The sequence below is a fragment of the Actinoplanes sp. NPDC089786 genome (genome assembly GCF_040684855.1).
Classification (GTDB): domain Bacteria; phylum Actinomycetota; class Actinomycetes; order Mycobacteriales; family Micromonosporaceae; genus Actinoplanes.
Genome location: NZ_JBFBGU010000002.1, coordinates 257,692 through 278,206, shown reverse-complemented (window position 1 = coordinate 278,206; position 20,515 = coordinate 257,692). Strand labels below are relative to the sequence as shown.

Genomic DNA, 20,515 nt, shown 5'->3' with positions numbered 1-20,515 from the left:
AGGGTTGGGGCATGTCCGCCGCCCTCGACGCCGCCGCGGCGCTCGGACCCTATTTCCGCTGGGAACGCTGGGACGGCGACCCGGCCTGGCGACCGCTCGACGATCTGCACGACCCGGACGTGGTCGCCGGGCGGGTCGAGGCCGGCCGGCAGACGTTGATGCGGATGTCGGGGCTGGGCCGGGACCAGATCGGGGAGCGCGAAACCGCGTCGATCACCTTCCTCGGGCTGGCGTCCCGCCTGCTCTCGCCGCCCCTGGCCGCCGCCGCCCTCACGGGTCGCCCGGTCACCGCCCGGCTCTGGTGGCGGCCGGTCGAGGGTGGGCCGATCCCGTTCGCGTACGCCGAACCGGCCGTGACCGCGACCCTGACCACCGACCTGGTCGCGCCGATCCTCGAGGTCTACCGCCTCCGGTTCGCGCTGTCGACCCGGGTGCTGTGGGGCAACGTCGCGTCCGCGCTGGGCGGCGCCGCGAAGATGATCGCCACCCACGCGCCCGCCCACGCCGACCGTGCCTACGCCCTGCTCGACGAACAGCTCGCCGCGCCGCCGCTCGAGGGGCACGCCGAGCTGATCCGGCCCCAGAGGTTTTTGGTACGCAACAACTGCTGCCTGTACTACCGCATCCCGGGCGGCGGCACCTGCGGCGACTGCGTGCTGAACCGGCGTTGACACCCCGGCCATGCGGAATTCATCGGGTTGGGTGAGTCTTGGTGGGTGCTGGAACAGCGAAACTTCGGTATCGAACCGTGGGCGATCCGGGAAACCGGCCTCGACCTCGACAACCTGGGTCACGCGGAGTCGGTCTTCGCGCTGGCGAACGGTCACATCGGCCTGCGCGGCAACCTCGACGAGGGTGAGCCGCACGGCCTGCCCGGCACGTACCTGAACTCGTTCTTCGAGCACCGGCCGCTGCCCTACGCCGAGGGCGGCTACGGCTACCCGGAATCCGGTCAGGCCATCCTCAACGTCACCAACGGCAAGGTCTTCCGGCTGATGGTCGACGACGAGCCGCTGGACATCCGGTACGGCGAACTGCGCCACCACGAGCGCGTGCTCGACTTCCGGGGCGGCACGCTGACCCGGGAGTTCGAGTGGGTCTCGCCGGCCGGCAAGGTGGTCCGCGTACGCAGCGAACGTCTGGTCTCCCTGGCACAACGGGCGGTCGCCGCGATCCGGTACACGGTCAGCGCGGTCGACCAGCCGATCCTGGTCGTGGTGCAATCCGAGCTGGTGGCCAACGAGGACCTGCCGGGCGGCGGCGACGACCCGCGCGTCGAGGCGGCGCTGGCCAACCCGCTGCGCCCCGAGGGGCACTTCCTCGACGACTCCGGTGTCACGCTGCTGCACCGCGTCGAGCAGTCCGGGCTGCGGATGGCGGCCACGATGGCGCACGACATCGACGGGCCGGACGGCGTCCAGGTGCACTCGTCGGCCCACGAGGACATCGGCCGGACCACGATCATCTGCCGCATCCAGCCCGGCCAGCAGCTGCGCATCGTCAAGCACCTGGCGTACGGCTGGTCCTCGCAGCGCTCCATGCCCGCCCTGAACGACCAGGTCCGGGCCGCCCGCTCGGTCGCGCGTTACCACGGCTTCCAGGGCCTGCTCGACGAGCAGCGCCGGTTCCTGGCCGACTACTGGGCCAGCGCCGACGTCGAGATCGACGGCGACGCGCAGCTCCAGCAGGCGGTCCGGTTCGCGCTGTTCGAGGTGCTCCAGGCCGGCGCCCGGGCGGAACGGCGCGCGATCGCGGCCAAGGGCCTCAGCGGGCCCGGGTACGACGGGCACACGTTCTGGGACACCGAGACCTTCGTGCTGCCGATGCTCAGCCACACCGTCCCGGACGCCGCGGCCGACGCGCTGCGCTGGCGGCAGAGCATCCTCCCGCTGGCCCGGGAACGCGCGGAACAGCTCGGCCTGAAGGGCGCGGCGTTCCCCTGGCGTACGGTCCGCGGCCAGGAGTGTTCCGGCTACTGGCCGGCCGGCACGGCCGCGTTCCACATCAACGCCGACATCGCCGACGCGGTGATCCGGCACATCCAGGCCACCGGCGACGACGACTTCGAGCGTGAGGTCGGGCTGGAACTGCTGGTCGAGACGGCCCGGCTGTGGATGTCGGTCGGCCAGCACGGCCCCGGCGGCTCGTTCCGCATCGACGGCGTGACCGGCCCCGACGAGTACAGCGCGGTCGCCGACAACAACCTCTACACCAACCTGCTGGCCCAGCGGAACCTGCGCGGCGCCGTCGCGGCCGCCGACCGGCACCCCGGCCAGGCCGAGGAGCTCGGCGTCGACCAGGAGGAGCTGGCCGACTGGCGGGACGCGGCCGACGAGATGGTGATCCCGTTCGACCTGAAGCTCGGCGTACACGCGCAGTCCGAGGGTTTCACCAGCCACGCGCCGTGGGACTTCGCCGGCACCGCGGCCGACAAGTACCCGCTGATGCTGCACTTCCCGTACTTCGACATCTACCGCAAGCAGGTGGTCAAGCAGGCCGACCTGGTGCTGGCGATGCAGCTCTGCCCCGAGGCGTTCACGGCCGAGCAGAAGGCCCGCAACTTCGCCTACTACGAGCGGATCACGGTGCGGGACTCGTCGCTGTCGGCCGCCACGCAGGCGGTGCTCGCGGCCGAGACCGGGCATCTGGAGCTGGCGTACGACTATCTGTGCGAGACCGCCCTGCTCGACCTGGGCGACCTGGCCGGCAACACCGAGCACGGCCTGCACATCGCCGCGCTGGCCGGAGCCTGGAACGGGGTGGTCGGCGGGTTCGGCGGGCTGCGCCACCTGTCCACCGGGCTGGCCCTCGCGCCGCGGCTGCCCGAGGCGCTGACCAGGATCGCTTTTCGGCTCCGCTGGCGCGGCCGCCGCCTGCAGGTGACGATCACGCCCCGCGAGGCGACCTACCGGCTGGTCGAGGGCGAGGAGCTGGAGCTACGCCATCACGGCGAGCTGATCACCGTCCCCAAGGACGGCTCCACGGCCCACCCGATCCCGCCCCGTCCCGAGGTCGAGCCGGTCCACCAGCCGGCCGGCCGCGAGCCGCTGGCCCGCCGGGTCAAGGGCCATCAGGTCTGACCGGGACGACCGCCGGGAAGCGGACCGCCTTCGCTGCCTTCCTCGCCGCCGGACACGGGCCGGGGGCGAAGAAGTCAGGCCGGAACTGAGCGGCGCCGGCGGGTGCGGATCATCACGATGGCCAGCAGGACGGCCGCCAGGATCAGGACGATCACGCCGACCAGGGCGATCAGCCACCAGCTGAGCCAGGTCGACCGCGGCTCGCCCGGGTCGCCGAGCGGGTTCACGGCGGCCGGGGGAGTGGTCGCGGTGACCGCCTTCTCGGCGTCGACCTCGCCGTAGCCGTAGACGTTGTCGCGGCCCGGGTCGCCCAGGTCGGTGGCGCCCTTCAGGACGCGGTCGATCACCGTCGGGGCGGTGGCGGCCGGGTCCTTGGACTGGACCAGGGCGACCACGCCGGCGACCAGGGCGGTGGCCGAGCTGTCGCCGTTGAGGATGATCGGGTGGCCGTACCCGCTGGTGGATTTCGGGTCGATGGTGATGATCTGGTCGGCCGGTTTGCTGTAGACGACGTCGCCGCCGGGGGCGCGCACGGTGACGCGGCTGTCCGGCGGGCCGTACCCGGCCGGTTGATGATCCTTGTTGGTGCCGCCGACCAGGAGGATGCCGGTACGCAGCTCCTGCGGCAGGTCCTTGCCGTACTCCAGGGGCACGACCACCACGACGTTCTTGGACAGGGCGTACCGGAAGCCGTCGAAGTCGGGGTCGAAGTCGGTGAAGATTGCCTGCGACAGGTTGATCACCTTGGCGCCCTGGTCGACCAGCCAGCGCAGGCAGGTCGCGGTCGAGTCGGCCAGCCCGGAGCAGATGATCGGCTGCACCTTCGCGCCCGGCGCCACGCCGAGCAGGCCGTCGCCGCCCTTGGCCACCATCAGTCCGATGCGGGCGGTCGCCACCTCGTCGGCCAGCGGATAGTCCTTGGGCGCGTCGACGACGCTGTCCTTGACACCGACCTTGAGCCGCTTGACCGGCAGCACGGTGCCGGCGATGTCCGGATGCTCGGTGGGCATGGCGTTGGTGATCAGGCCGATCGTCACGCCGTCGCCGCGGGCGACCTGCTGGGCGGCGGGCACGTGCATCGCGTCCAGGTACCACTGCTGGTCGCGGGGTCCGGCCAGGGCCGGTGAGGCGGGCGCGAGCGCCGCGGACGTGACCGTGGCGACCGCCGCCAGGGCGGCCCACCCGCGGCGGAGCGGCATCGTCACAGCGTGACCATCTGGGGCCAGCCGTCGCCCAGCTCGCCGCGGACCTTCTTGGCGTCGACCATCTTGTTGATCGTGGCGGTCATCTGGTTGACGCCGTTCTCCAGACCCTCGTAGATCGAGTTGATCGCCGTCTGCACCAGCTCGCCGCACTTGCCCAGGGCCTCCAGCGCGCCCGCGATCGTCCCCGCGTCGACAACCGCGGCGGCGATCACGCCGGCCATGTCGAACAGCGGCTTGAACAGCGACACGATGTACGCGGCGTTGGTCGCGGCCATGTCGGACAGCCACGTCGCCAGCTCACCGCCCGCGCCGGCCAGCCCGTCGATCGCCTTGACCTGGATCGGCACCCGCTGCGCGTACGCGCGCTGGGCCGGGCCGTCCCAGTTGTTGAGGTTGGACGTGAACTGGGCCGCGGTGTCGGACATCGCGCCGACCGGCGCCTGCACCGTGTTCAGCCAGGCGAACGCCTTGTTGATCAGGGAGATCACCGGCACGCCCTTGTCCAGGATCTCCTGGACGACCTTGAGGATCTCCTCGACCGATTTCTTGATCTTCTCCATCAGGTCGTGCACCTTGCCGGCGTACTTGTGGGCGGCGTACATGCCGCCCAGGCCGCCGATCCACGACCAGTCGCTCAGGCTGTTCATCGCGCCGTTGACCGCGTCGATGAGCCGGTTGAGCTCGTCGTGCACCTTGCCCTTCTGCTCGCCGACCTGCTGGGTTGCCTTCTTGAGCTGTGCTTCCGACTCGTTGACCTGGCCGGAACCGTCGGGCGGTGGCATCGGAGTCCCTCCCGTCAGTTGCCGTAGATCTTGGACAGGTCCGTGGCGTTCTTGCCCTCCACGGCGTCGTAGTCGTCGTGTGCGCGCTTCAGGGCCTCGTTGATCTGCAGGAACTCCTGCTCGGCCTCGGTCGCGTGCTTCTGCACCAGCGCCAGGGTCGGGTCGTAGGCGTTCTTGGCCATCTGCGCGGTGGCGATCGGGCCGCAGAAGAACGCGGTCACGTACAGCGCGAGGTCGCTGATGCCGTTCTTCACCTCGGCCATGTCCAGCGACAGCTTGCGCCACTTCTCGGCCTCGTCGAGCAGGGCATCCCTGACGATCTTGACCTCGTCGTTCCCAGCCACGAAATCTCCCCTGTTCTCGCTCAGCCGATCAGGCCGGCGGCCGCGTCGAACGCGGCCATGGCCTCGCGGGCGATCATGCCGTTGGTGCTGTCGGCCGGAAGCCGGCTGGCCATCACTCGGATGTCGGCGATCCGTCCGTTCCGCACGGTGATCAGCACGAACTCGCCCGGGCCGGCCACCTCGTGCTCGCCCGCCGGCCGGGGCGTGGCCCGCGGGTCGTCGGCGTAGCGCAGCAGCATCTCGTTCTGTTCGAGCTGGCGGGACAGCCGGTAGCGCAGCTCGTCCATGTCCACGTCGTCGGCGGCGGGCCGGCGGGCCGGCGGTTCCACCCGGGCCGGCTCGGCGCGGGCCACGGCCTCGGCCTCGTCGTAGGCGGCGCTGTCGGCGTCGAAGAGCTCGATGATCGCCTGCGAGTAGGCCGAGGACAGCGCCTCGCCCAGCTCGGTGCGGGCCAGCCGCTGGTCCCACCGCATGTCGATCCGGATGTCGCGGACCTGTTGGCGGCCGTCGAGCACGACCGTGATCGTGCCGGTCGGGTCGCTGCCCTCGTAGTGCGCGTCGGGCCGGCTCGCCGCCCGGGCGGCCCGGCTTACGGCGTCGAGCTCGGCGCTGATCCGGCGCAACCGGACGAGCGGGTCGTCGTCGTCCTGTGTGGCCGACCCGTACCCGTTCAGCGAATATGTCACGATCTGTCACCCGCCCCCGTGTCCAACAGACACGGAGAATACGACGTATCGGCGGACCGCGCTGCCCCGGTGTCAGCTGGGTCAGCGCGGCCGGGTCAGCGCTTGCGGCGCAGGCAGACCAGCTTGCCGCCGGCGTCGACGGCGACGATCTCCCAGCCCTGGTCCTCGAGCATCTCGGCCGCCGAGAGCAGGACGTCGACCCGGGGCAGGTCGCTCGGGTGGATCTTCACGTCGGCGTAGAACGATGAGAACGCGATCACCAGGTAGATCAGGTTGAAGGGGTACTGATCCAGCGCGACGCGGCCGGAGAGAATGTCATCGGCCTCGAAGACGCGAGGCGGGCGCGGCATCATCGCACCAATATCGCATCGGCGGTCCAGCCCCTGGTTCAGGGGCGGCCCCGGCGGATCTGGCTGACGATCGTCTCGTCGGTGATCCGGTCGTCGGCGGCCAGCATGATCGCCTTGGAGAGGATCACCGACAGCACCACGTCGTCGTCGAACGGCAGGCTGAACCGGCCGGCCGGGGCGCGGTTGGGGACGATGCAGAGGTAGGCGTCGTCGGGCTCCATCCGGATGTTCCCGGAGCCCAGGTGGATGCGGTACGCCCCGAGCTTGCCCCGCACCCGCAGGAACCGTTCGCTCAGCTCGCAGTGCTTGCCCACGGTGAGCCGGGGGAGCAGGCGCGCCAGCACGTCGCGGCGGATCTCGGCACGCGGGGTCAGCTCGCCGAACGCCGTGCCGCTCCAGTAGGCCTGGAACCGGTCCTCGCCGCGGTCACGCCAGGTGTCGTCGGCCGCGATCGAGGTCAGGCCGACGAAGAGGTCGACGTCGCGCATCGCCTCGCTGAGGACCAGCGGCGGCACCTCGGTCAGCGGCGCCGCTTCCCAGCCCCGCCCGTCGCGCCGCTCGAACCGCACCTGATCGGTGGTACAGAACGCCTGCTCCCAGGTGCTGCCGTCGACCCAGTCGTGGTAGAACACGGCCTGCCACTGGCCGGCCGCGACCTCTTTCTTCGCCTCGCCGTGGTAGCCGTCGCTCCAGCCGCCGAGATAGTTGGCGGCCCACCCGCGCTCGCGCATCAGCGCGTTGGCCTGCCGGTAGTGCAGGACGTGCGCGGCGAATCGGTTGGAGTAGAGCCGGGTCTCGGACTCGGCCGGGGTCAGCAGATAGACCTCGCGGAACGCCTGCTTGATCGGCTGCCGCAGGCCGGCCTCGACCATCCGGTCGCGCCACCGGGCGACCTCGGCCGGTCCGGCCAGCGCCGGATGCCAGAGTCGCACCCGCCAGCCGGGGCCGGGCGCGGCGTCCTGATCGGACAGGGTCCACCCGTCGCCGGTCGGCACGGGCAGGCCGGAGACCCAGCTCGTGCCGTCGGCCGACGCCTGCCAGATCAGCGGCCGCGCGAAGGCGCCCGTCACCGGATGGTCGAGGTAGCGGGCGACCCAGGTGTCCCGCTCCCAGACCCGTTCCTGGCTCAGCAGGTCTTCCACCCGCCGGCGCTCCACGCCCAGCGCCTTGTTGAGCTCGGTGACCGCGGCCCGGGCCTCGGCCAGCGCGTCCTTCCAGGCCGGCGGCACCGCCCGCAGCACCTCACCGCCCCGGTAGGCCCGCAGCCGCGCCTTGCCGCCGATGATCTCGACGACGCCGGCCTCGTCGTCGCCCAGCGACCAGGTGCGCCGGCCGGACGCGTCGAGCCCGTGGTCGTCGACCGACAGTTCCAGCGCCTCACCCGGCGCCCAGCCACGCGCCCGTCCGATGCGTTCCAGCGCGGCCTGCACGCGGGGCAGCAGCGTGCGGCTGCGCGTGGTCAGGCTCAGCACCGCGAGGGCGCGCACCGGCGCGTCGCCCGGCCGGTCGCCCAGCACCTCGATCGCCGCCGTCGCGGCCTTCGGAGCGACCACCCGGGCACCACCCCGGCGCTGCGGCGACCCGGCCACGACCGCGAGGTCGCTGATCAGCTTGGTGCTCTCTTCCCCCGGCGTCCGCGACTGGAACCAGACCAGCCCGCGAAGCAACCCGTCGATGTAGTCCCACACCTCACCGGCCCCGGCGCGGTAGGCGCCGAGCATCGCCGCGACGGCCTCCTTGACCCGGGGTGACGCGGCCAGCCGGGCGTCGGCCTCGCGCAGCCACGCCTTGGTCGGTGCGAGCTTGGGCAGTTCGGCGGCGAACCAGAACGCCTCGTGGACCTGTGGGTCGGTGAGGAGCGTCTCGAGCTCGGCCGAGGGCCGCCGCGCCTGGCCGACGGCCATCAGCAGGTCACCCGGGATGCCACTCACGCGGGCGATGGCCCGGCCGTAGAGGGGCGTGAGCAGGCGCATCCCCTCGGTCGAGAACTCCCAGCCGGTGTGCAGCGCGGCCAGGGCCGCGGACAGCCGGTCGCCGAGGCCGGACAGGTCGGCCGGGTCCAGCGAGAGGGCGATCAGCACGGGCACCCAGAACGGCGTCTCGGTGTGGCTCGGCAGGTCGTCGAGCAGGACCTGGAGCGCCCACTCGAGGTCATTGCGGGAGTAGTGCGTCGGCATCTCCTGGAGCGCGGCCATCGCGGGCGACAGCCAGGCCCGCGCCGTGCTGTCCTCGGCGGTGAGGTAGGCGTGTGCGTGCAGAACGGCGTCGCGACGCTCGGCCGGGGACAGCGCCGCCAGCAGACGGGGATCGCCGCTGCCGATGAACTCGCGGAAGACCTCGGCCATCAGCCACCGACCAGCGGCATCAGCCGGATGAAGGCCACCGCGTGGGCCCGGCCCAGGTCGATGACCTCGTCGAGATCGTCCACCTGCCGGTCGCCCGCGATCATCACGAACGCGTTGTGCCCGAAGCCGGCACACGCGGCGTCGGCCTGCTTCTCCCAGTCGACCTTGGGCCGCCGGGGATCGGCCGGTCGGACCAGCCCCCGGAACGTGTCGTGCCCCGCCGGCGTGGCGTTGAACCGCGCCACCTCTTCGCGCACCCGCAGACGCACCAGCTCGCGCGCGGTGATCTGGTCGGGCAGATCTGGCAGCACCCACTCGTCGATGGCCCGGCCCGCCATCGTCTCGTCGCGCACGATCACCTCGGCCATGAAAACCCCCGTCCTCCGTGTACGGCGGGATCATGCCGGACGGGTACGACAGATTCCGCCTCGGTCAGTTGAAGACGGCGACCGGGCGGATCGACAGCTCCCGGTCCGTGGAGTCCCAGGACCGGACGCGGCCCAGGCACCGGGCCATGAAGGGGCCGGCGAGCATGTCCTCGGTGCTGATCTCGCCGATCGGGCAGCGGAAAACAACCCGCGCCGCCTTGTCGCCCCCGGGTGGGGAGGCCGCGAAGAGCACGTGCTCGCCGGTCCGCTCGAACAGGTCGAAGCTGCCCCAGACCGAGACGTAGGCGCCGGGCCGGGCGAGCTCGGCGAACGGCAGCGAGCCGCCACCCCGGGACGACACCCGCTCGCGCAGGGTGCGGTCCGGTTCGACGACGCCGTCCAGCAGGTCGACGTAGATGACGTCGCCCTTGTCCTCCAGCACGTCCATCACGATCTTGATGACGGCGACCGGGTCGGCGTTGTCCACGTACTTGGTGGCGACCTGCTGGTTCACGCCCCGTTCCGCCTCCGCGACGAAGCCGTACAGGTCGGCGGCCAGCTTCGCGTTGGTCGGGATGAACTCCGGGTCGGCGAGCATCTGCTGGGCCGGATAGAGCGGGACCCGGTCAGTGTCCGGCACGGCCCGGTCCCGCACGATGTCCAACTGGTAGGCGAAGTACTGGTGTTCGTAGACCACCACGATCGGCGCCTTGCCCTTGCCTTCCGGCGATCGGTAGGAGTTGAACAGGTCGGCGTCTTGCAGCCCTTCGAGGGTGAGCATCGGCTTGATCCGGGCGGCGATCCGGAGCGCGTCCTGTTCCCTGTGCGGCGCGTTGCGGCCGCCGATCACCCATGCGGCCAGGGCGAGATACGTCTGACCCGAGTTGGCGAAGCACATGTTCGCGGTGTGGGCGAGCACCCGGTTCCCGTTGGTGACGGTCCCTCCGTCCGCGTCCTTCTGGCTTCCGAGGTCGAGGCCGTCCCAGGTCGTCCCGGCCTCCGTCAGGCCCAGGAACTTCGCGGTGTCGAGGGTGTAATACATCGGCGGGCCGCCGAGCCGGTTGGCCTGTGGCCGGGCGACACCGGCCGCGACCAGGGTCTCGGCGTACTGCCGGAAAGACGCGAGCACCAGCGGGCTGGCGAACGGATGGGTGACCTTCGGCGAGATGTTCCGCTCGGCGAGCCGGCTCCTGATGGTGGACGCCGTGGGTCGGCCGGACGGGAACAGAAAGTTGTACCCGTCGAACGAGCCGGTCGCGGTTTCGCCGGAACCGGTCTGGGTGACCTCCACCCGGAAGTGCCGCTTCAGCAGGATCTGCTGCATCGTCGGGTCGAGGAAGAGGTCGCCCGCGGAGCCGCTCTTGCCGCGCAACAGGACCGGCTCGCGGAACGGGAGCAGCGCGTTGCCGGTGACGAGGAGCACGACGAGCCCGAGGGTGCCGACCGAGGCGGCCACCGCGAACCAGATTCGCAGGCGGTGGGTCCAGAAGCCCGGTCGAGGACGGACGGTGAGGCGAGGAGCGGACACACTGCGTTCCACTGGTCAAGTGTCGCAGATCGGGATAAATGGATGCCTGGTCGGCTCGCGATCCAGGTCCGTCTGCTGGAAAGATCGGCAGCCGGACCGAGATCCCGCAGCGAGTTACAAAACACCTACCTCCCGTATGTTTCGAGCAGGCGCAGCCAGACCTCGCTGACGGTGGGGTAGGAGGGAACCGCGTGCCACAAGCGGTCCAGCGGGACCTCGCCGACCACGGCGATCGTGGCCGAGTGCAGCAGCTCGGCGACGTCCGGCCCGACGAAGGTCACCCCGAGCAGCACCTTGCGCTCCTCGTCGACCACCATCCGCGCCTTGCCCAGGTAGCCGTCCGCGTACAGGCTCGCGCCGGCCACGTTGCCGATCTCGTAGTCGACCACGCGGGTGCGGTAGCCGGCCTTCTCGGCGGCCGCGGCGGTCAGGCCGACCGAGGCGACCTCCGGCTCGGTGAAGGTCACCTGGGGTACGGCCTGATGGTCGGCGGTCGCGACATGCTTGCCCCACGGCTGGTCGTCGACGGGCTTGCCGCCGGCCCGGGCCGCGATCACGTCCCCGCACGCCCGCGCCTGGTACTTGCCCTGGTGGGTGAGCAGCGCCCGGTGGTTGACGTCGCCCGCCGCGTACAGCCAGTCCTCGTGGACCAGCATCGTGTCGTCGGCCTCCAGCCACGCACCCGGCTTCAGCCCCACGGTCTCCAGACCAAGATCATCGGTGCGAGGCGTACGCCCGACCGCCACCAGAACCTCGTCGGCCAGGATCTCCTCGCCGCCCGGCAGCGTCAGGTGCACGACACCGTCGTCGTCGCGGCGCACCTCGGTGGCGCTCGTGCCCGTCCGCACGTCGGCGCCGGCCTCGGTCAGGGCCTTGGCCACCAGCTCGCCGGCGAAGGGTTCGTTCCCGGCCAGCAGCCCGCTCCGGGCCAGCAGCGTGACCCGCGCCCCGAGCGAGGCGTACGCGGTGGCCATCTCGGTCGCGACCACCCCGCCGCCGATGATCGCCAGCCGCTCCGGCACCTCCTTGGCCGACGCGGCGTCCCGGCTGGTCCACGGATCGCTGCCGGCCAGCCCCGGGATGTCCGGCAGCAGCGCGTCGCTGCCGGTCGCGACGACCACGGCGTGCCGGGCGGTGAGCACGGTGCCGCCGACGTCGACCCGGCGTGGCCCGGCGAGCCGCCCGTGCCCGCGGACCAGGTCGATGCCGGCGCTGCCGAGCCACTCGACCTGCCCGTCGTCCTTCCAGTCGGACGCGAACCCGTCCCGCCGGCGCAGCACGGCCGCCACGTCGAGCCGGCCGGTCACCGCCTCGCGCGCGCCGCCCACCGCCCGGGCCGCGCGCAGAGCCGAGTTGCTGCGCAGCAGTGCCTTGGTCGGCATGCAGGCCCAGTACGAGCATTCGCCGCCGACCAGCTCCTTCTCGACGATGACGGCGGTGAGGCCGCCCTTGACCGCCCGGTCGGCGACGTTCTCGCCGACCGGGCCGGCGCCGATGACCACGACGTCATAGGTGTTGCTCTCTGTCATGTCAGACTGCCTTCGCGGTGCGGGCCGCCCGGCCGAGACGCAGGGCGGAGATGAGGAAGAACACCCCGCCGACCACGGCGTACCCGGCGAGGTTGGTGAGGCCGGCCCCGTTCTGCCCGGACATGATGGCGAAGCCCGAACCGGCGAGGACCGAACCCGCGCCACTCACGATCATCGCCCATTGGCCGCCGAGCCTGCGGCGGCTCAGCCCGACGGCGAGCTGGATCACGCCGGCCACGACCGCCCAGACGCCCCAGACCAGCAGATCCGCGGGCACGTCGACGGGCCGACCGGCGATCTGCCCGCCGTCGACGCGGTCCGGGCGATCGCCACCTCCATCGTCGGTCAGATCAGCGGGCCGGGGTTCCGCGGCTGCGCGTTCCTCAACGCGGTGGCCGAGTACCCCGACCCCGCCCATCCGTGCACCAGATCGTCGTCCGGCATCGTGACTGGTTCCTGGGGTCCTCACGGGTCTGTTCGGCGACGAGCCCACCGCGCGGCAGTTCGTCATGCTGCGGGACGGCGCGATGACCGCTGGTTGCATCTCGGACAAGGCGGAGGTCGGCGAGACCTTCCTCGCCGCCGTCGAGGGCATTCTGCGGTCGCATGCCATCGGCGCATCGTCCAGGACGGATGGCTGAAGGACGACAGCCACGCGAGGCGCCTTCAGATAGCGTTCAGCTCGCGTCCGCCGTGGATCCACGCTGGACGCCCTATCGTGCCCTGAGCTGCTCGCTCCCACCCCTGGAGGGTTCGTGTCCCGATTAGCCGCCGCGGCCTTGTCGCTGTCTCTCGCCGGTGCCGCCGGTCTGCTGTCCGCCACCCCGGCCGCCGCGAACCCGGGCGGCACCGGCCTTGTCATCAGTGAGGCGTACGTCAACGGCGGTTCGGCCGGCGCGACCTTCACCAACAAGTTCGTCGAGTTCTACAACCCCACCACGAACCCGATCCCGTTGGGCGGCGACTCACTGCAGTACCGCGCCCCCACCAGCACGGTCGTGCCGAGCGGGTCGCAGGTCTTCGCGCTGTCCGGCACGGTTCCGGCCCGCGGCCACTTCCTGGTCCAGCTGCCCAGCAACGGCGCCAACGGCGCCCCGCTGCCCACCGCGGACCTCACCACCGGCACGTCGGTCAACCCGGGCGCGGGCGGTGGCACCCTCTACATCGTCGACGGCCCGTCCGGCGTGCTGCCGACCGACGCGTCGGTCATCGACAAGATCGGCTGGGGTACGAGCAACTCGCCGGAAGGCACGGCCGCGAGCGGCAACTCGGTGATCCTGAGCTACCAGCGCTCCGCCGCCGGCGCCGACACCGACAACAACGCCGCCGACTTCCCGGTGGCCACCCCGGCGCCACAGAACGCCGGCTCGGTCCCGCCCGACCCGGATCCCGAGCCCACGGCGAGGACGATCGCCGAGATCCAGGGCACGGACACCGACACGTCCCCGCTCAACGGGCAGAACGTGATCACCGAGGGCGTCGTCACCGCGGCGTACCCGGTCGGCGGTTTCAATGGTTTCTCCCTGCAGACCGGCGGTCCGGACACCACACCGGGCGCCTCCGACGCGGTCTTCGTCTTCGGCTCGATCTCGGCCGCACAGGTGGCCGTCGGCGACAGCGTCCGGGTCGCGGCCAAGGTCACCGAGTTCCAGGGCCTGACCGAGCTCAGCGCCCCGACCGTCACCCGGCTGGCCACGCCGCTCCCGGCGGTCACACCGGCCGCGCTGCCGTGGTCCGAGCTGGACACCGCGGCCGAGAAGGAGGCGCACGAGGGCGAGCTGATCGCGCCGGGGGGCGACTTCACGGTCAGCGACACCTTCGACGCCAACTGGTTCGGCGTGTTCACCCTGGCCGCGGGCGACGAGCCGCTGCGCCAGCCGACCGACGTGGGCCGGGCCGGCAGTGCCGAGGCGCAGGCCGCCGCGGCCGACAACGCCGCCCGCGCGATCGTCCTGGACGACGGGTCGAGCCTGAACTACAGCTCGGCCGCCAACAGCGGCAAGCCGCTGCCCTGGCTGACGGCCGCGCGCTCCGTGCGTACCGGAGCGAAGGTGTCCTTCCATCAGCCGTTGATCCTCGACTTCCGCAACGGGGGCTGGAACCTGCAGCCCCGGCAGCAGGTCACCGACGACGGCGCGGCGGTCGCGACGTTCACCGACACCCGGGCCGCCAACCAGCAGCCGGCCACGCTCAAGGGGGCCAAGCTGGCCACGTTCAACGTGGAGAACTACTTCCCGACCACCGGCCAGGAGTACGTCGCCAAGGGCCTCGGCACCTGCAAGTACTTCAATGACCGGGCCGGCACCCCGATCGGGGTGGACGAGTGCACCGGCTCGGGACCGCGCGGCGCCGCCACCGAGGAGAGCTTCCAGCGGCAGCAGGGCAAGATCGTCACCGGCATCAACCGGCTCGGCGCCTCGATCGTCTCGTTGGAGGAGGTCGAGAACTCGGTGTGGTTCGGCGAGGCGCGGGACACCGCCCTGGCCGGGCTGGTCGACGCGCTCAACGCCAAGGCGGGCGCGGGCACCTGGGCGTACGCGCCGTCCCCGGCCGCCGACGGCCTGCCGCCGCTGGCCCAGCAGGACGTCATCCGCACCGCCTTCATCTACAAGCCGGCCGACGTCTCGCTGGTCGGCCCGCCGAGCGTGCTGACCACCGCGTCCGACCCCGGCGAGCCGTTCTCGATCGCCCGCGAGCCGCTGGCGCAGGGCTTCAAGAAGAAGGGCGCCACCGAGGCCGACGCGTTCCTGGTCGTGGCCAACCACTGGAAGTCGAAGGGCGCCGGCGCGGCGCTCTACCCGGGCGACGAGCAGGACACCCGGCCCGCGTACGACCAGGGCTCGTTCAACGCGACCCGGGTCCGTGAGGCGCGGGAGACGCATGCCTTCGCCACCCAGCGGGCGGCCGCCCTCGGCACCGACCGGATCTTCCTGCTGGGTGACCTGAACGCGTACACCCACGAGGACCCGATGCAGGAGCTCTACGGGTTCGGCTACACCGACCTCGGGAGCCGGTTCAGCCCGTCCGAGCACACCTACTCGTTCGACGGGAAGGCCGGCTCGCTCGACCACGTCCTGGCCAACCCGGCGGCGCTGAAGATGGTCACCGGCGCCGACATCTGGCCGATCAACGCCCAGGAGTCGGTGGCGTACAACTACAGCCGCTACAACTACAACGTCACGCTGCTGTTCAACCCGGACGACCCGTTCGCCGCGTCGGACCACAACCCGGAGATCGTCGGCCTGACCCTGCCGGCGCTGCCGGAGTGGTCGGCCAAGAAGATCTACGACAGCGGTGACACGGTGGCCTACCAGGGCCAGGTCTGGCGGGCGCTGTGGTGGACGCTGGCCCAGCCGCCGGGCGACCCGTACGGCCCGTGGGAGCAGATCGCCACGGCCGCCGACGGCTCGATCCTGTGGACCCCGTCGCGCGTCTTCACCACCGGCGACATCGTCACCTACCAGGGCCACCGGTTCCAGGCCCAGTGGTGGACGCGCAACCAGGCGCCCGGCTCACCGTGGGGCCCCTGGAAGAAGCTCAGCTAGGCCGCTGCCCGGCCGCCCCCGTCCGCTCCAGCCGGGCGGGGGCGGATGGGCCCGACGGCCGGCCCCGGCGAACTAGGCTCCGATGAGCAAGGTCATCCGGCTGATCGACGCGGGGACGGCACCATGATCATCGACACCCACCAACACCTGTGGACCGCTGCGTACGAGTGGCTCCAGGATCCTTCGCTGTCCCGGATCCGGCGCGACTACACGGTGGCCGACCTGCGGGCCGCGATCGCCACGACCGGCGTCGAACGCACGGTGCTGGTCGAGGCCGGCAGCTGCACGTCGGCCGAGACCGACCTGTTCCTGCGGACCGCCGCGGCGACGCCCGAGATCGCGGCCGTGGTCGGGTGGGCCTCGATCGCCGATCCCGCGCTGGCCGGCACGATCGCCGCGCATCGCGCCGGTCCCGGCGGCGAGCTGCTGGCCGGCATCCGCGACCAGGTCCAGGCCCAGCCGGACGACTTCCTCGACCGGGCGCCGGTCCGCGCCGGGCTGGCCGCGGTGGCCGAGGCGGGGCTGGTCAACGAGCTGGTGGTCCGCGCGACGCAGCTCCCGTCGGTGGCCCGGGCGGCGGCCGCGCTGCCCGGCGCCACCTTCGTGCTCGACCACCTGGGCAAGCCGGGGATCGCGGCCGGCGCGCTGGGGGAGTGGCGTGACCTGATCGCCCCGGTGGCGGCCCGGCCCAACGTGGTGGCCAAGCTGTCCGGCCTGGTCTCCGAGGCGAACTGGGAGACGTGGACGCCGGCCGACCTGGCGCCCTTCGTGACCGCCGCGCTCGACCTGTTCGGGCCGGAGCGGCTGATGTTCGGCTCGGACTGGCCGGTCCTCGAGGTGGCGGCCACCTACGAGCAGGTCTACACCACGACGGTCGACCTGGTCGGCGGGACCGACCCGGACATTTTCGGCCGGACCGCCACTCGGGTCTACCACCTGTGACATCACAGACAGGCGCTGGCCGATCGGTGTTTCCTCCGGGCACCGTGGGGCAGTACAGCGTTGATCAATGTCTGGAGCGCCGATGTCGACCACGCCCGATGAAGACTCCCGCCTGACCGTCGGACCGCCCGCCGACCACGCCGCGGGGCTCAAGGCGGTCCAGGTCAGCATGGGCAAGGCGGTCAAGCAGATGGGCGTGGTCAAGACCGCCCGCAACCTGCTCCACCTCAACCAGGTCGACGGCTTCGACTGCATGAGCTGCGCCTGGCCCGATCCGAAGGGCCATCGGCACACCGCCGAGTTCTGTGAGAACGGCGCCAAGGCCGTCTCGTGGGAGGGTCAGCGCGACACGGTCGGCCCGCTGTTCTTCGCCGACCACCCGATCGCCGAGCTGGCCGGGCAGACCGACCACTGGCTCGAGAAGCAGGGCCGGCTGATCCACCCGATGGTGCGCCGCGACGGCGGCACCCATTACGAGCCGATCTCCTGGAAGGACGCGTTCGCCCTGATCGGCGAGCACCTGAACGCCCTGGCCGGCCCCGACGCGGCGGTCTTCTACACCTCGGGCCGGGCGAGCAACGAGGCCGCCTTCCTCTACCAGCTGCTGGCCCGGGCGTACGGGACGAACAACCTCCCGGACTGCTCCAACATGTGCCACGAGTCCACCAGCGCGGCCCTGGCCCGCACGATCGGCATCGGCAAGGGCTCGGTCTCCCTCGACGACCTGCACCGGGCCGACCTGATCGTGGTCTCCGGCCAGAACCCGGGCACCAACCACCCCCGCATGCTCACCGCGCTCGAGATCGCCAAGCGGGACGGCGCGAAGATCCTGGCCATCAACCCGCTGCCCGAGGCCGGGCTGCTGCGCTTCGACAACCCGCAGAAGGCGAGCGGGCTGGCCGGCCGCGGCACCGCCCTGGCCGACCAGCTGCTGCAGATCCGCTCCAACGGCGACCTCGCGCTGTGGCAGGCGATCGGCCACCTGCTCCTGAAGGCCGACGCGCTCGACCACGAGTTCATCGCGTCGAGCACCACCGGCTTCGAGGCCTGGGCCGAGCACGTACGCGACATCGACCGCGACGCCATCCTCGCCGCGACCGGCCTCACCTGGGCCGAGATCGAGGCCGCGGCGGCGATGCTGGCCGGCGCGAAGCGGATCGTGCACTGCTGGGCCATGGGCATCACCCAGCACCACAACTCGGTCGCCACGATCAAGGAGTTCGTCAACGTCGCCCTGGCCCAGGGCATGATCGGCCGGCCCGGCGCCGGCCTCTGCCCGGTCCGCGGCCACTCCAACGTCCAGGGCGACCGGTCGATGGGCATCTGGGAGAAGCCGCCACAGTTCTTCCTCGACGCGCTGGGCACCGAGTTCGGCTTCGAGCCGCCCCGCCACCCCGGCTACGACGCCGCCGACGCGGTGCGCGCCTTCCGCGACCGCAAGGCGAACGTGTTCGTGGCGCTGGGCGGCAACTTCGTGGCCGCCATGTCCGACACCTCGGTGGTGGCGGAGGCGATGCGTGGCGCCGAGCTGACCGTGCAGATCTCGACCAAGCTCAACCGCAGCCACCTCGAGGCCGGGCGTACCGCGCTGATCCTGCCCACCCTGGGCCGCACCGAGCAGGACCTGACCGGTGGCCGGGTCCAGCGGATCACCGTGGAAGACTCGATGTCCGAGGTGCACGCCTCCCGCGGCCGCTCGAAGCCGGCCGGGCCGCTGCTGCGCTCCGAGATCGACATCATCTGCGGCATCGCGGCGGCCACGCTCGGCGACCGGCACGGCATCGACTGGGCCGGGTTCACCACCGACTACGACCGGATCCGTGACCGCATCGGCGGGGTCGTGCCCGGCTGCGCCGGATACACCGAACGGATCAGCAATGGCGGCTTCACCATGCCCCACCCGCCGCGCGACTCGCGCACGTTCCCGACCCCCGAGGGCAAGGCCGTCTTCACGGTCAGCCCGATCGAGGTGCTCCAGGTCCCGCCCGGCCACCTCATCCTGCAGACCCTGCGCAGCCACGACCAGTTCAACACCACGGTGTACGGGCTGGACGACCGCTACCGCGGCATCAAGGCGGGCCGTCGCGTGCTCTTCATCAGCGCCGAAGACCTCTCCGAGCTGGGCTTCGCCGACGGCGACCACGTCGACATCGTCTCGGTCTTCACCGACGGCGTCGCCCGTCGCGCGGCCCGGTTCCGGCTGGTCGAATACTCGACGCCCAAGGGCTGCGTGGCCGCCTACTACCCCGAGACGAACCCGCTGGTGCCGCTCGATTCCCAGGCGGTCGAGAGCGGCACCCCGACCTCGAAGTCGGTCATCGTCCGCCTGGAGCGCGCCTCGTAGTCAGCCGCGCCCGCAGAACGGTGTCGTGGGTGTGGTGGCCGCCGGGCGGGCGAGGGCGGGTCTCGCCGACCTCGACGCTCCACGAGTCGTCGAGGAGGGACGCGACCTCGGACGGCTGGTAGAAGCTCCGCGGGTCGGGGTCCATGTCCGCGGGCAGGCCGGCCAGGTCATGGCCGACGAACAGCAGGGTTCCGCCCGGCGCCACGGCGTCCAGCAGGCCCCGCAGGCCGGCGTGACCCTCGCGGCGCGGCAGCGGGAAGTACTGGGCCGACACCAGGTCGAAGGGGCCGGCCGGCGGCGGCCCGCTGGTCAGGTCGCCCAGGATCCAGTCGACCCGCCCGGCGACATCGGCGCCCGCGGCCGCGGCCCGGTCGAGCGCGATCCGCGAGATGTCGACCGCGGTCACCCGCCACCCACGCCTCGCCAGCCACAGCGCGTCACCACCCTCGCCACACCCGATGTCCAGCGCCCGCCCGGGTGTCAGCCCGCTCACCTCGTCGACGAGTACGCCGTTCGGGTTACCGCTGAACAGCCGCTGCCGGCTCTGATATCGCTCGTCCCAGTACTCGGCGTCCATGATCCCTAGGCTTACTGACGCCGAGATCACAGGCCAGGTTCTTTGCCGGGTCGGCAAACCGGCCGATAGGTTGGTCACGCGAAGGGGAGTAGCTCCCAATGCTGTGGTCGACATGCTGGCGTGCGGTCTGCGCCCGGCCACACGGCCTCATCCACGGGTGAGGCGGGCGAGACCTTCGATCTGGCTGAGACATTGCCGGGTCGAGGTCGTTCGTGCCCGCCCCGGTCTGACGTGGAGAGGCTTTTTTCATGGACGGGTTCCTGGCCGCCCTGGCGCTCAGTTTCGGTGTCATCTTCGTCGCCGAGCTGGGCGATAAATCGCAGCTCATGGCGATGACGTTCGCCACCCGCTTCAAACCGCTGCCGGTCCTCATCGGCATCACCGTGGCCACCGCCGTCGTCCACGCCGTCTCGGTGGGCATCGGGTACGGGCTGGGCGCGTCCTTGCCGACCGGCTGGATCGCGCTCGTGGCCGGCCTCGCCTTCCTGGCCTTCGGCGCCTGGACGCTGCGCGGCGACTCGCTCACCGAGGACGAGAAGGGCAAGGCCGAGCAGACCAGACGCTCGGCCATCGTCGCCGTGAGCGTCGCCTTCTTCCTGGCCGAGCTGGGCGACAAGACCATGCTCGCCACGATCACCCTGGCCACCCAGCACGGCTGGTTCGGCACCTGGCTCGGCTCCACGCTCGGCATGGTCGCCGCCGACGCCCTGGCCATCCTGCTCGGCCGCTTCCTCGGCAAGCGCCTCCCCGAGAGGGCCATCAAGTACGGCGCCGCCGCCCTCTTCGCGATCTTCGGCGTCTGGCTGCTCATCGACGCGATCGGCCAGCTCGCCTGATCCGGTCGCGATCGTCTACTTCGGGCAGGAGTACTTGTCCAGCGCGTCGAAGGC

General features: G+C 71.4%; 18 protein-coding genes. 7 read left to right on the top strand and 11 right to left on the bottom strand.

Going from position 1 to position 20,515, the window contains the following annotated elements:
* The first annotated feature begins 11 nt into the window (after positions 1-11).
* Together AB0O15_RS12120 and AB0O15_RS12115 are read left to right on the top strand one after the other, a co-directional pair.
* On the top strand, positions 12-671 hold the full coding sequence (locus AB0O15_RS12120) for a (2Fe-2S)-binding protein (protein ID WP_364317585.1): 660 nt from the start codon (positions 12-14) through the stop codon (positions 669-671).
* Between the two features lie 45 nt (positions 672-716).
* Positions 717-3,080: a glycosyl hydrolase family 65 protein gene (locus AB0O15_RS12115; protein ID WP_364317583.1), complete on the top strand. Its 2,364-nt coding sequence runs from the start codon at positions 717-719 to the stop codon at positions 3,078-3,080.
* 74 nt (positions 3,081-3,154) lie between these two features.
* On the opposite strand, the gene AB0O15_RS12110 is transcribed toward AB0O15_RS12115, so the two are convergent.
* From AB0O15_RS12110 to AB0O15_RS12065, 10 genes are all read right to left on the bottom strand, one after another.
* On the bottom strand, positions 3,155-4,279 hold the full coding sequence (locus AB0O15_RS12110) for a S8 family serine peptidase (protein WP_364317582.1): 1,125 nt from the start codon (positions 4,277-4,279) through the stop codon (positions 3,155-3,157).
* Positions 4,280-4,281: 2 nt separating this feature from the next.
* Positions 4,282-5,067 carry a hypothetical protein gene (locus tag AB0O15_RS12105; protein ID WP_364317580.1) on the bottom strand — a complete coding sequence of 262 codons (786 nt, stop codon included), beginning with the start codon at positions 5,065-5,067 and terminating at the stop codon, positions 4,282-4,284.
* A gap of 14 nt (positions 5,068-5,081) precedes the next feature.
* The gene (locus tag AB0O15_RS12100) at positions 5,082-5,411 is read right to left on the bottom strand and encodes a hypothetical protein (RefSeq protein ID WP_364317578.1); all 330 of its coding nucleotides are present in this window, start codon (positions 5,409-5,411) and stop codon (positions 5,082-5,084) included.
* Positions 5,412-5,431: 20 nt separating this feature from the next.
* Positions 5,432-6,097, bottom strand: coding sequence for a YbaB/EbfC family nucleoid-associated protein (locus AB0O15_RS12095; protein ID WP_364317576.1), 666 nt, complete (start codon positions 6,095-6,097; stop codon positions 5,432-5,434).
* A 95-nt stretch (positions 6,098-6,192) separates the two neighbouring features.
* On the bottom strand, positions 6,193-6,450 hold the full coding sequence (locus AB0O15_RS12090; RefSeq protein ID WP_364317575.1) for a hypothetical protein: 258 nt from the start codon (positions 6,448-6,450) through the stop codon (positions 6,193-6,195).
* A gap of 35 nt (positions 6,451-6,485) precedes the next feature.
* Positions 6,486-8,792 (bottom strand): DUF4132 domain-containing protein, encoded by a 2,307-nt coding sequence (locus AB0O15_RS12085; protein WP_364317573.1) that lies wholly within the window; start codon positions 8,790-8,792, stop codon positions 6,486-6,488.
* Positions 8,792-9,160 (bottom strand): hypothetical protein, encoded by a 369-nt coding sequence (locus tag AB0O15_RS12080; protein ID WP_364317571.1) that lies wholly within the window; start codon positions 9,158-9,160, stop codon positions 8,792-8,794. The genes AB0O15_RS12085 and AB0O15_RS12080 overlap by 1 nt, the downstream gene beginning before the upstream one ends.
* Positions 9,161-9,224: 64 nt before the next feature.
* Positions 9,225-10,700 (bottom strand): hypothetical protein, encoded by a 1,476-nt coding sequence (locus AB0O15_RS12075; protein ID WP_364317570.1) that lies wholly within the window; start codon positions 10,698-10,700, stop codon positions 9,225-9,227.
* A 113-nt stretch (positions 10,701-10,813) separates the two neighbouring features.
* Positions 10,814-12,217, bottom strand: a complete 1,404-nt coding sequence (locus AB0O15_RS12070; protein WP_364317568.1) for an NAD(P)/FAD-dependent oxidoreductase — start codon at positions 12,215-12,217, stop codon at positions 10,814-10,816.
* A gap of 1 nt (position 12,218) precedes the next feature.
* Positions 12,219-12,635: a hypothetical protein gene (locus tag AB0O15_RS12065; protein WP_364317567.1), complete on the bottom strand. Its 417-nt coding sequence runs from the start codon at positions 12,633-12,635 to the stop codon at positions 12,219-12,221.
* Positions 12,636-12,726: 91 nt separating this feature from the next.
* On the opposite strand from AB0O15_RS12065, the gene AB0O15_RS12060 reads away from it, so the two are divergent.
* The 4 genes from AB0O15_RS12060 to AB0O15_RS12045 all read left to right on the top strand — a co-directional run bounded on the left by AB0O15_RS12060 (position 12,727) and on the right by AB0O15_RS12045 (position 19,048).
* Entirely contained in the window at positions 12,727-12,858 is a 132-nt protein-coding gene (locus tag AB0O15_RS12060; RefSeq protein WP_364317565.1) for a hypothetical protein, read from the top strand.
* Between the two features lie 114 nt (positions 12,859-12,972).
* Positions 12,973-15,762, top strand: coding sequence for an ExeM/NucH family extracellular endonuclease (locus AB0O15_RS12055; RefSeq protein ID WP_364317564.1), 2,790 nt, complete (start codon positions 12,973-12,975; stop codon positions 15,760-15,762).
* A 123-nt stretch (positions 15,763-15,885) separates the two neighbouring features.
* Positions 15,886-16,704, top strand: a complete 819-nt coding sequence (locus AB0O15_RS12050) for an amidohydrolase family protein (protein WP_364317562.1) — start codon at positions 15,886-15,888, stop codon at positions 16,702-16,704.
* 82 nt (positions 16,705-16,786) lie between these two features.
* Positions 16,787-19,048, top strand: coding sequence for an FdhF/YdeP family oxidoreductase (locus AB0O15_RS12045; RefSeq protein ID WP_364317561.1), 2,262 nt, complete (start codon positions 16,787-16,789; stop codon positions 19,046-19,048).
* Here AB0O15_RS12045 and AB0O15_RS12040 read toward each other — a convergent pair.
* Complete coding sequence (locus AB0O15_RS12040; protein WP_364317560.1) at positions 19,020-19,625, bottom strand: methyltransferase domain-containing protein; 606 nt, start codon at positions 19,623-19,625, stop codon at positions 19,020-19,022. The genes AB0O15_RS12045 and AB0O15_RS12040 overlap by 29 nt on opposite strands.
* A gap of 248 nt (positions 19,626-19,873) precedes the next feature.
* On the opposite strand from AB0O15_RS12040, the gene AB0O15_RS12035 reads away from it, so the two are divergent.
* Positions 19,874-20,461: a TMEM165/GDT1 family protein gene (locus AB0O15_RS12035; protein WP_364317558.1), complete on the top strand. Its 588-nt coding sequence runs from the start codon at positions 19,874-19,876 to the stop codon at positions 20,459-20,461.
* Positions 20,462-20,515: the final 54 nt, after the last annotated feature.

Bases quoted from the DNA above. Each gene is read 5' to 3' on its own strand.
- AB0O15_RS12035 (WP_364317558.1), top strand. From the start codon at position 19,874: ATGGACGGGTTCCTGGCCGCCCTGGCGCTCAGTTTCGGTGTCATCTTC.
- AB0O15_RS12080 (WP_364317571.1), bottom strand. From the start codon at position 9,160: ATGGCCGAGGTGATCGTGCGCGACGAGACGATGGCGGGCCGGGCCATC.
- AB0O15_RS12070 (WP_364317568.1), bottom strand. From the start codon at position 12,217: ATGACAGAGAGCAACACCTATGACGTCGTGGTCATCGGCGCCGGCCCG.
- AB0O15_RS12105 (WP_364317580.1), bottom strand. From the start codon at position 5,067: ATGCCACCGCCCGACGGTTCCGGCCAGGTCAACGAGTCGGAAGCACAG.
- AB0O15_RS12045 (WP_364317561.1), top strand. From the start codon at position 16,787: ATGTCGACCACGCCCGATGAAGACTCCCGCCTGACCGTCGGACCGCCC.
- AB0O15_RS12090 (WP_364317575.1), bottom strand. From the start codon at position 6,450: ATGATGCCGCGCCCGCCTCGCGTCTTCGAGGCCGATGACATTCTCTCC.
- AB0O15_RS12085 (WP_364317573.1), bottom strand. From the start codon at position 8,792: ATGGCCGAGGTCTTCCGCGAGTTCATCGGCAGCGGCGATCCCCGTCTG.
- AB0O15_RS12065 (WP_364317567.1), bottom strand. From the start codon at position 12,635: ATGGGCGGGGTCGGGGTACTCGGCCACCGCGTTGAGGAACGCGCAGCC.
- AB0O15_RS12120 (WP_364317585.1), top strand. From the start codon at position 12: ATGTCCGCCGCCCTCGACGCCGCCGCGGCGCTCGGACCCTATTTCCGC.
- AB0O15_RS12060 (WP_364317565.1), top strand. From the start codon at position 12,727: ATGCTGCGGGACGGCGCGATGACCGCTGGTTGCATCTCGGACAAGGCG.
- AB0O15_RS12040 (WP_364317560.1), bottom strand. From the start codon at position 19,625: ATGGACGCCGAGTACTGGGACGAGCGATATCAGAGCCGGCAGCGGCTG.
- AB0O15_RS12050 (WP_364317562.1), top strand. From the start codon at position 15,886: ATGATCATCGACACCCACCAACACCTGTGGACCGCTGCGTACGAGTGG.
- AB0O15_RS12110 (WP_364317582.1), bottom strand. From the start codon at position 4,279: ATGCCGCTCCGCCGCGGGTGGGCCGCCCTGGCGGCGGTCGCCACGGTC.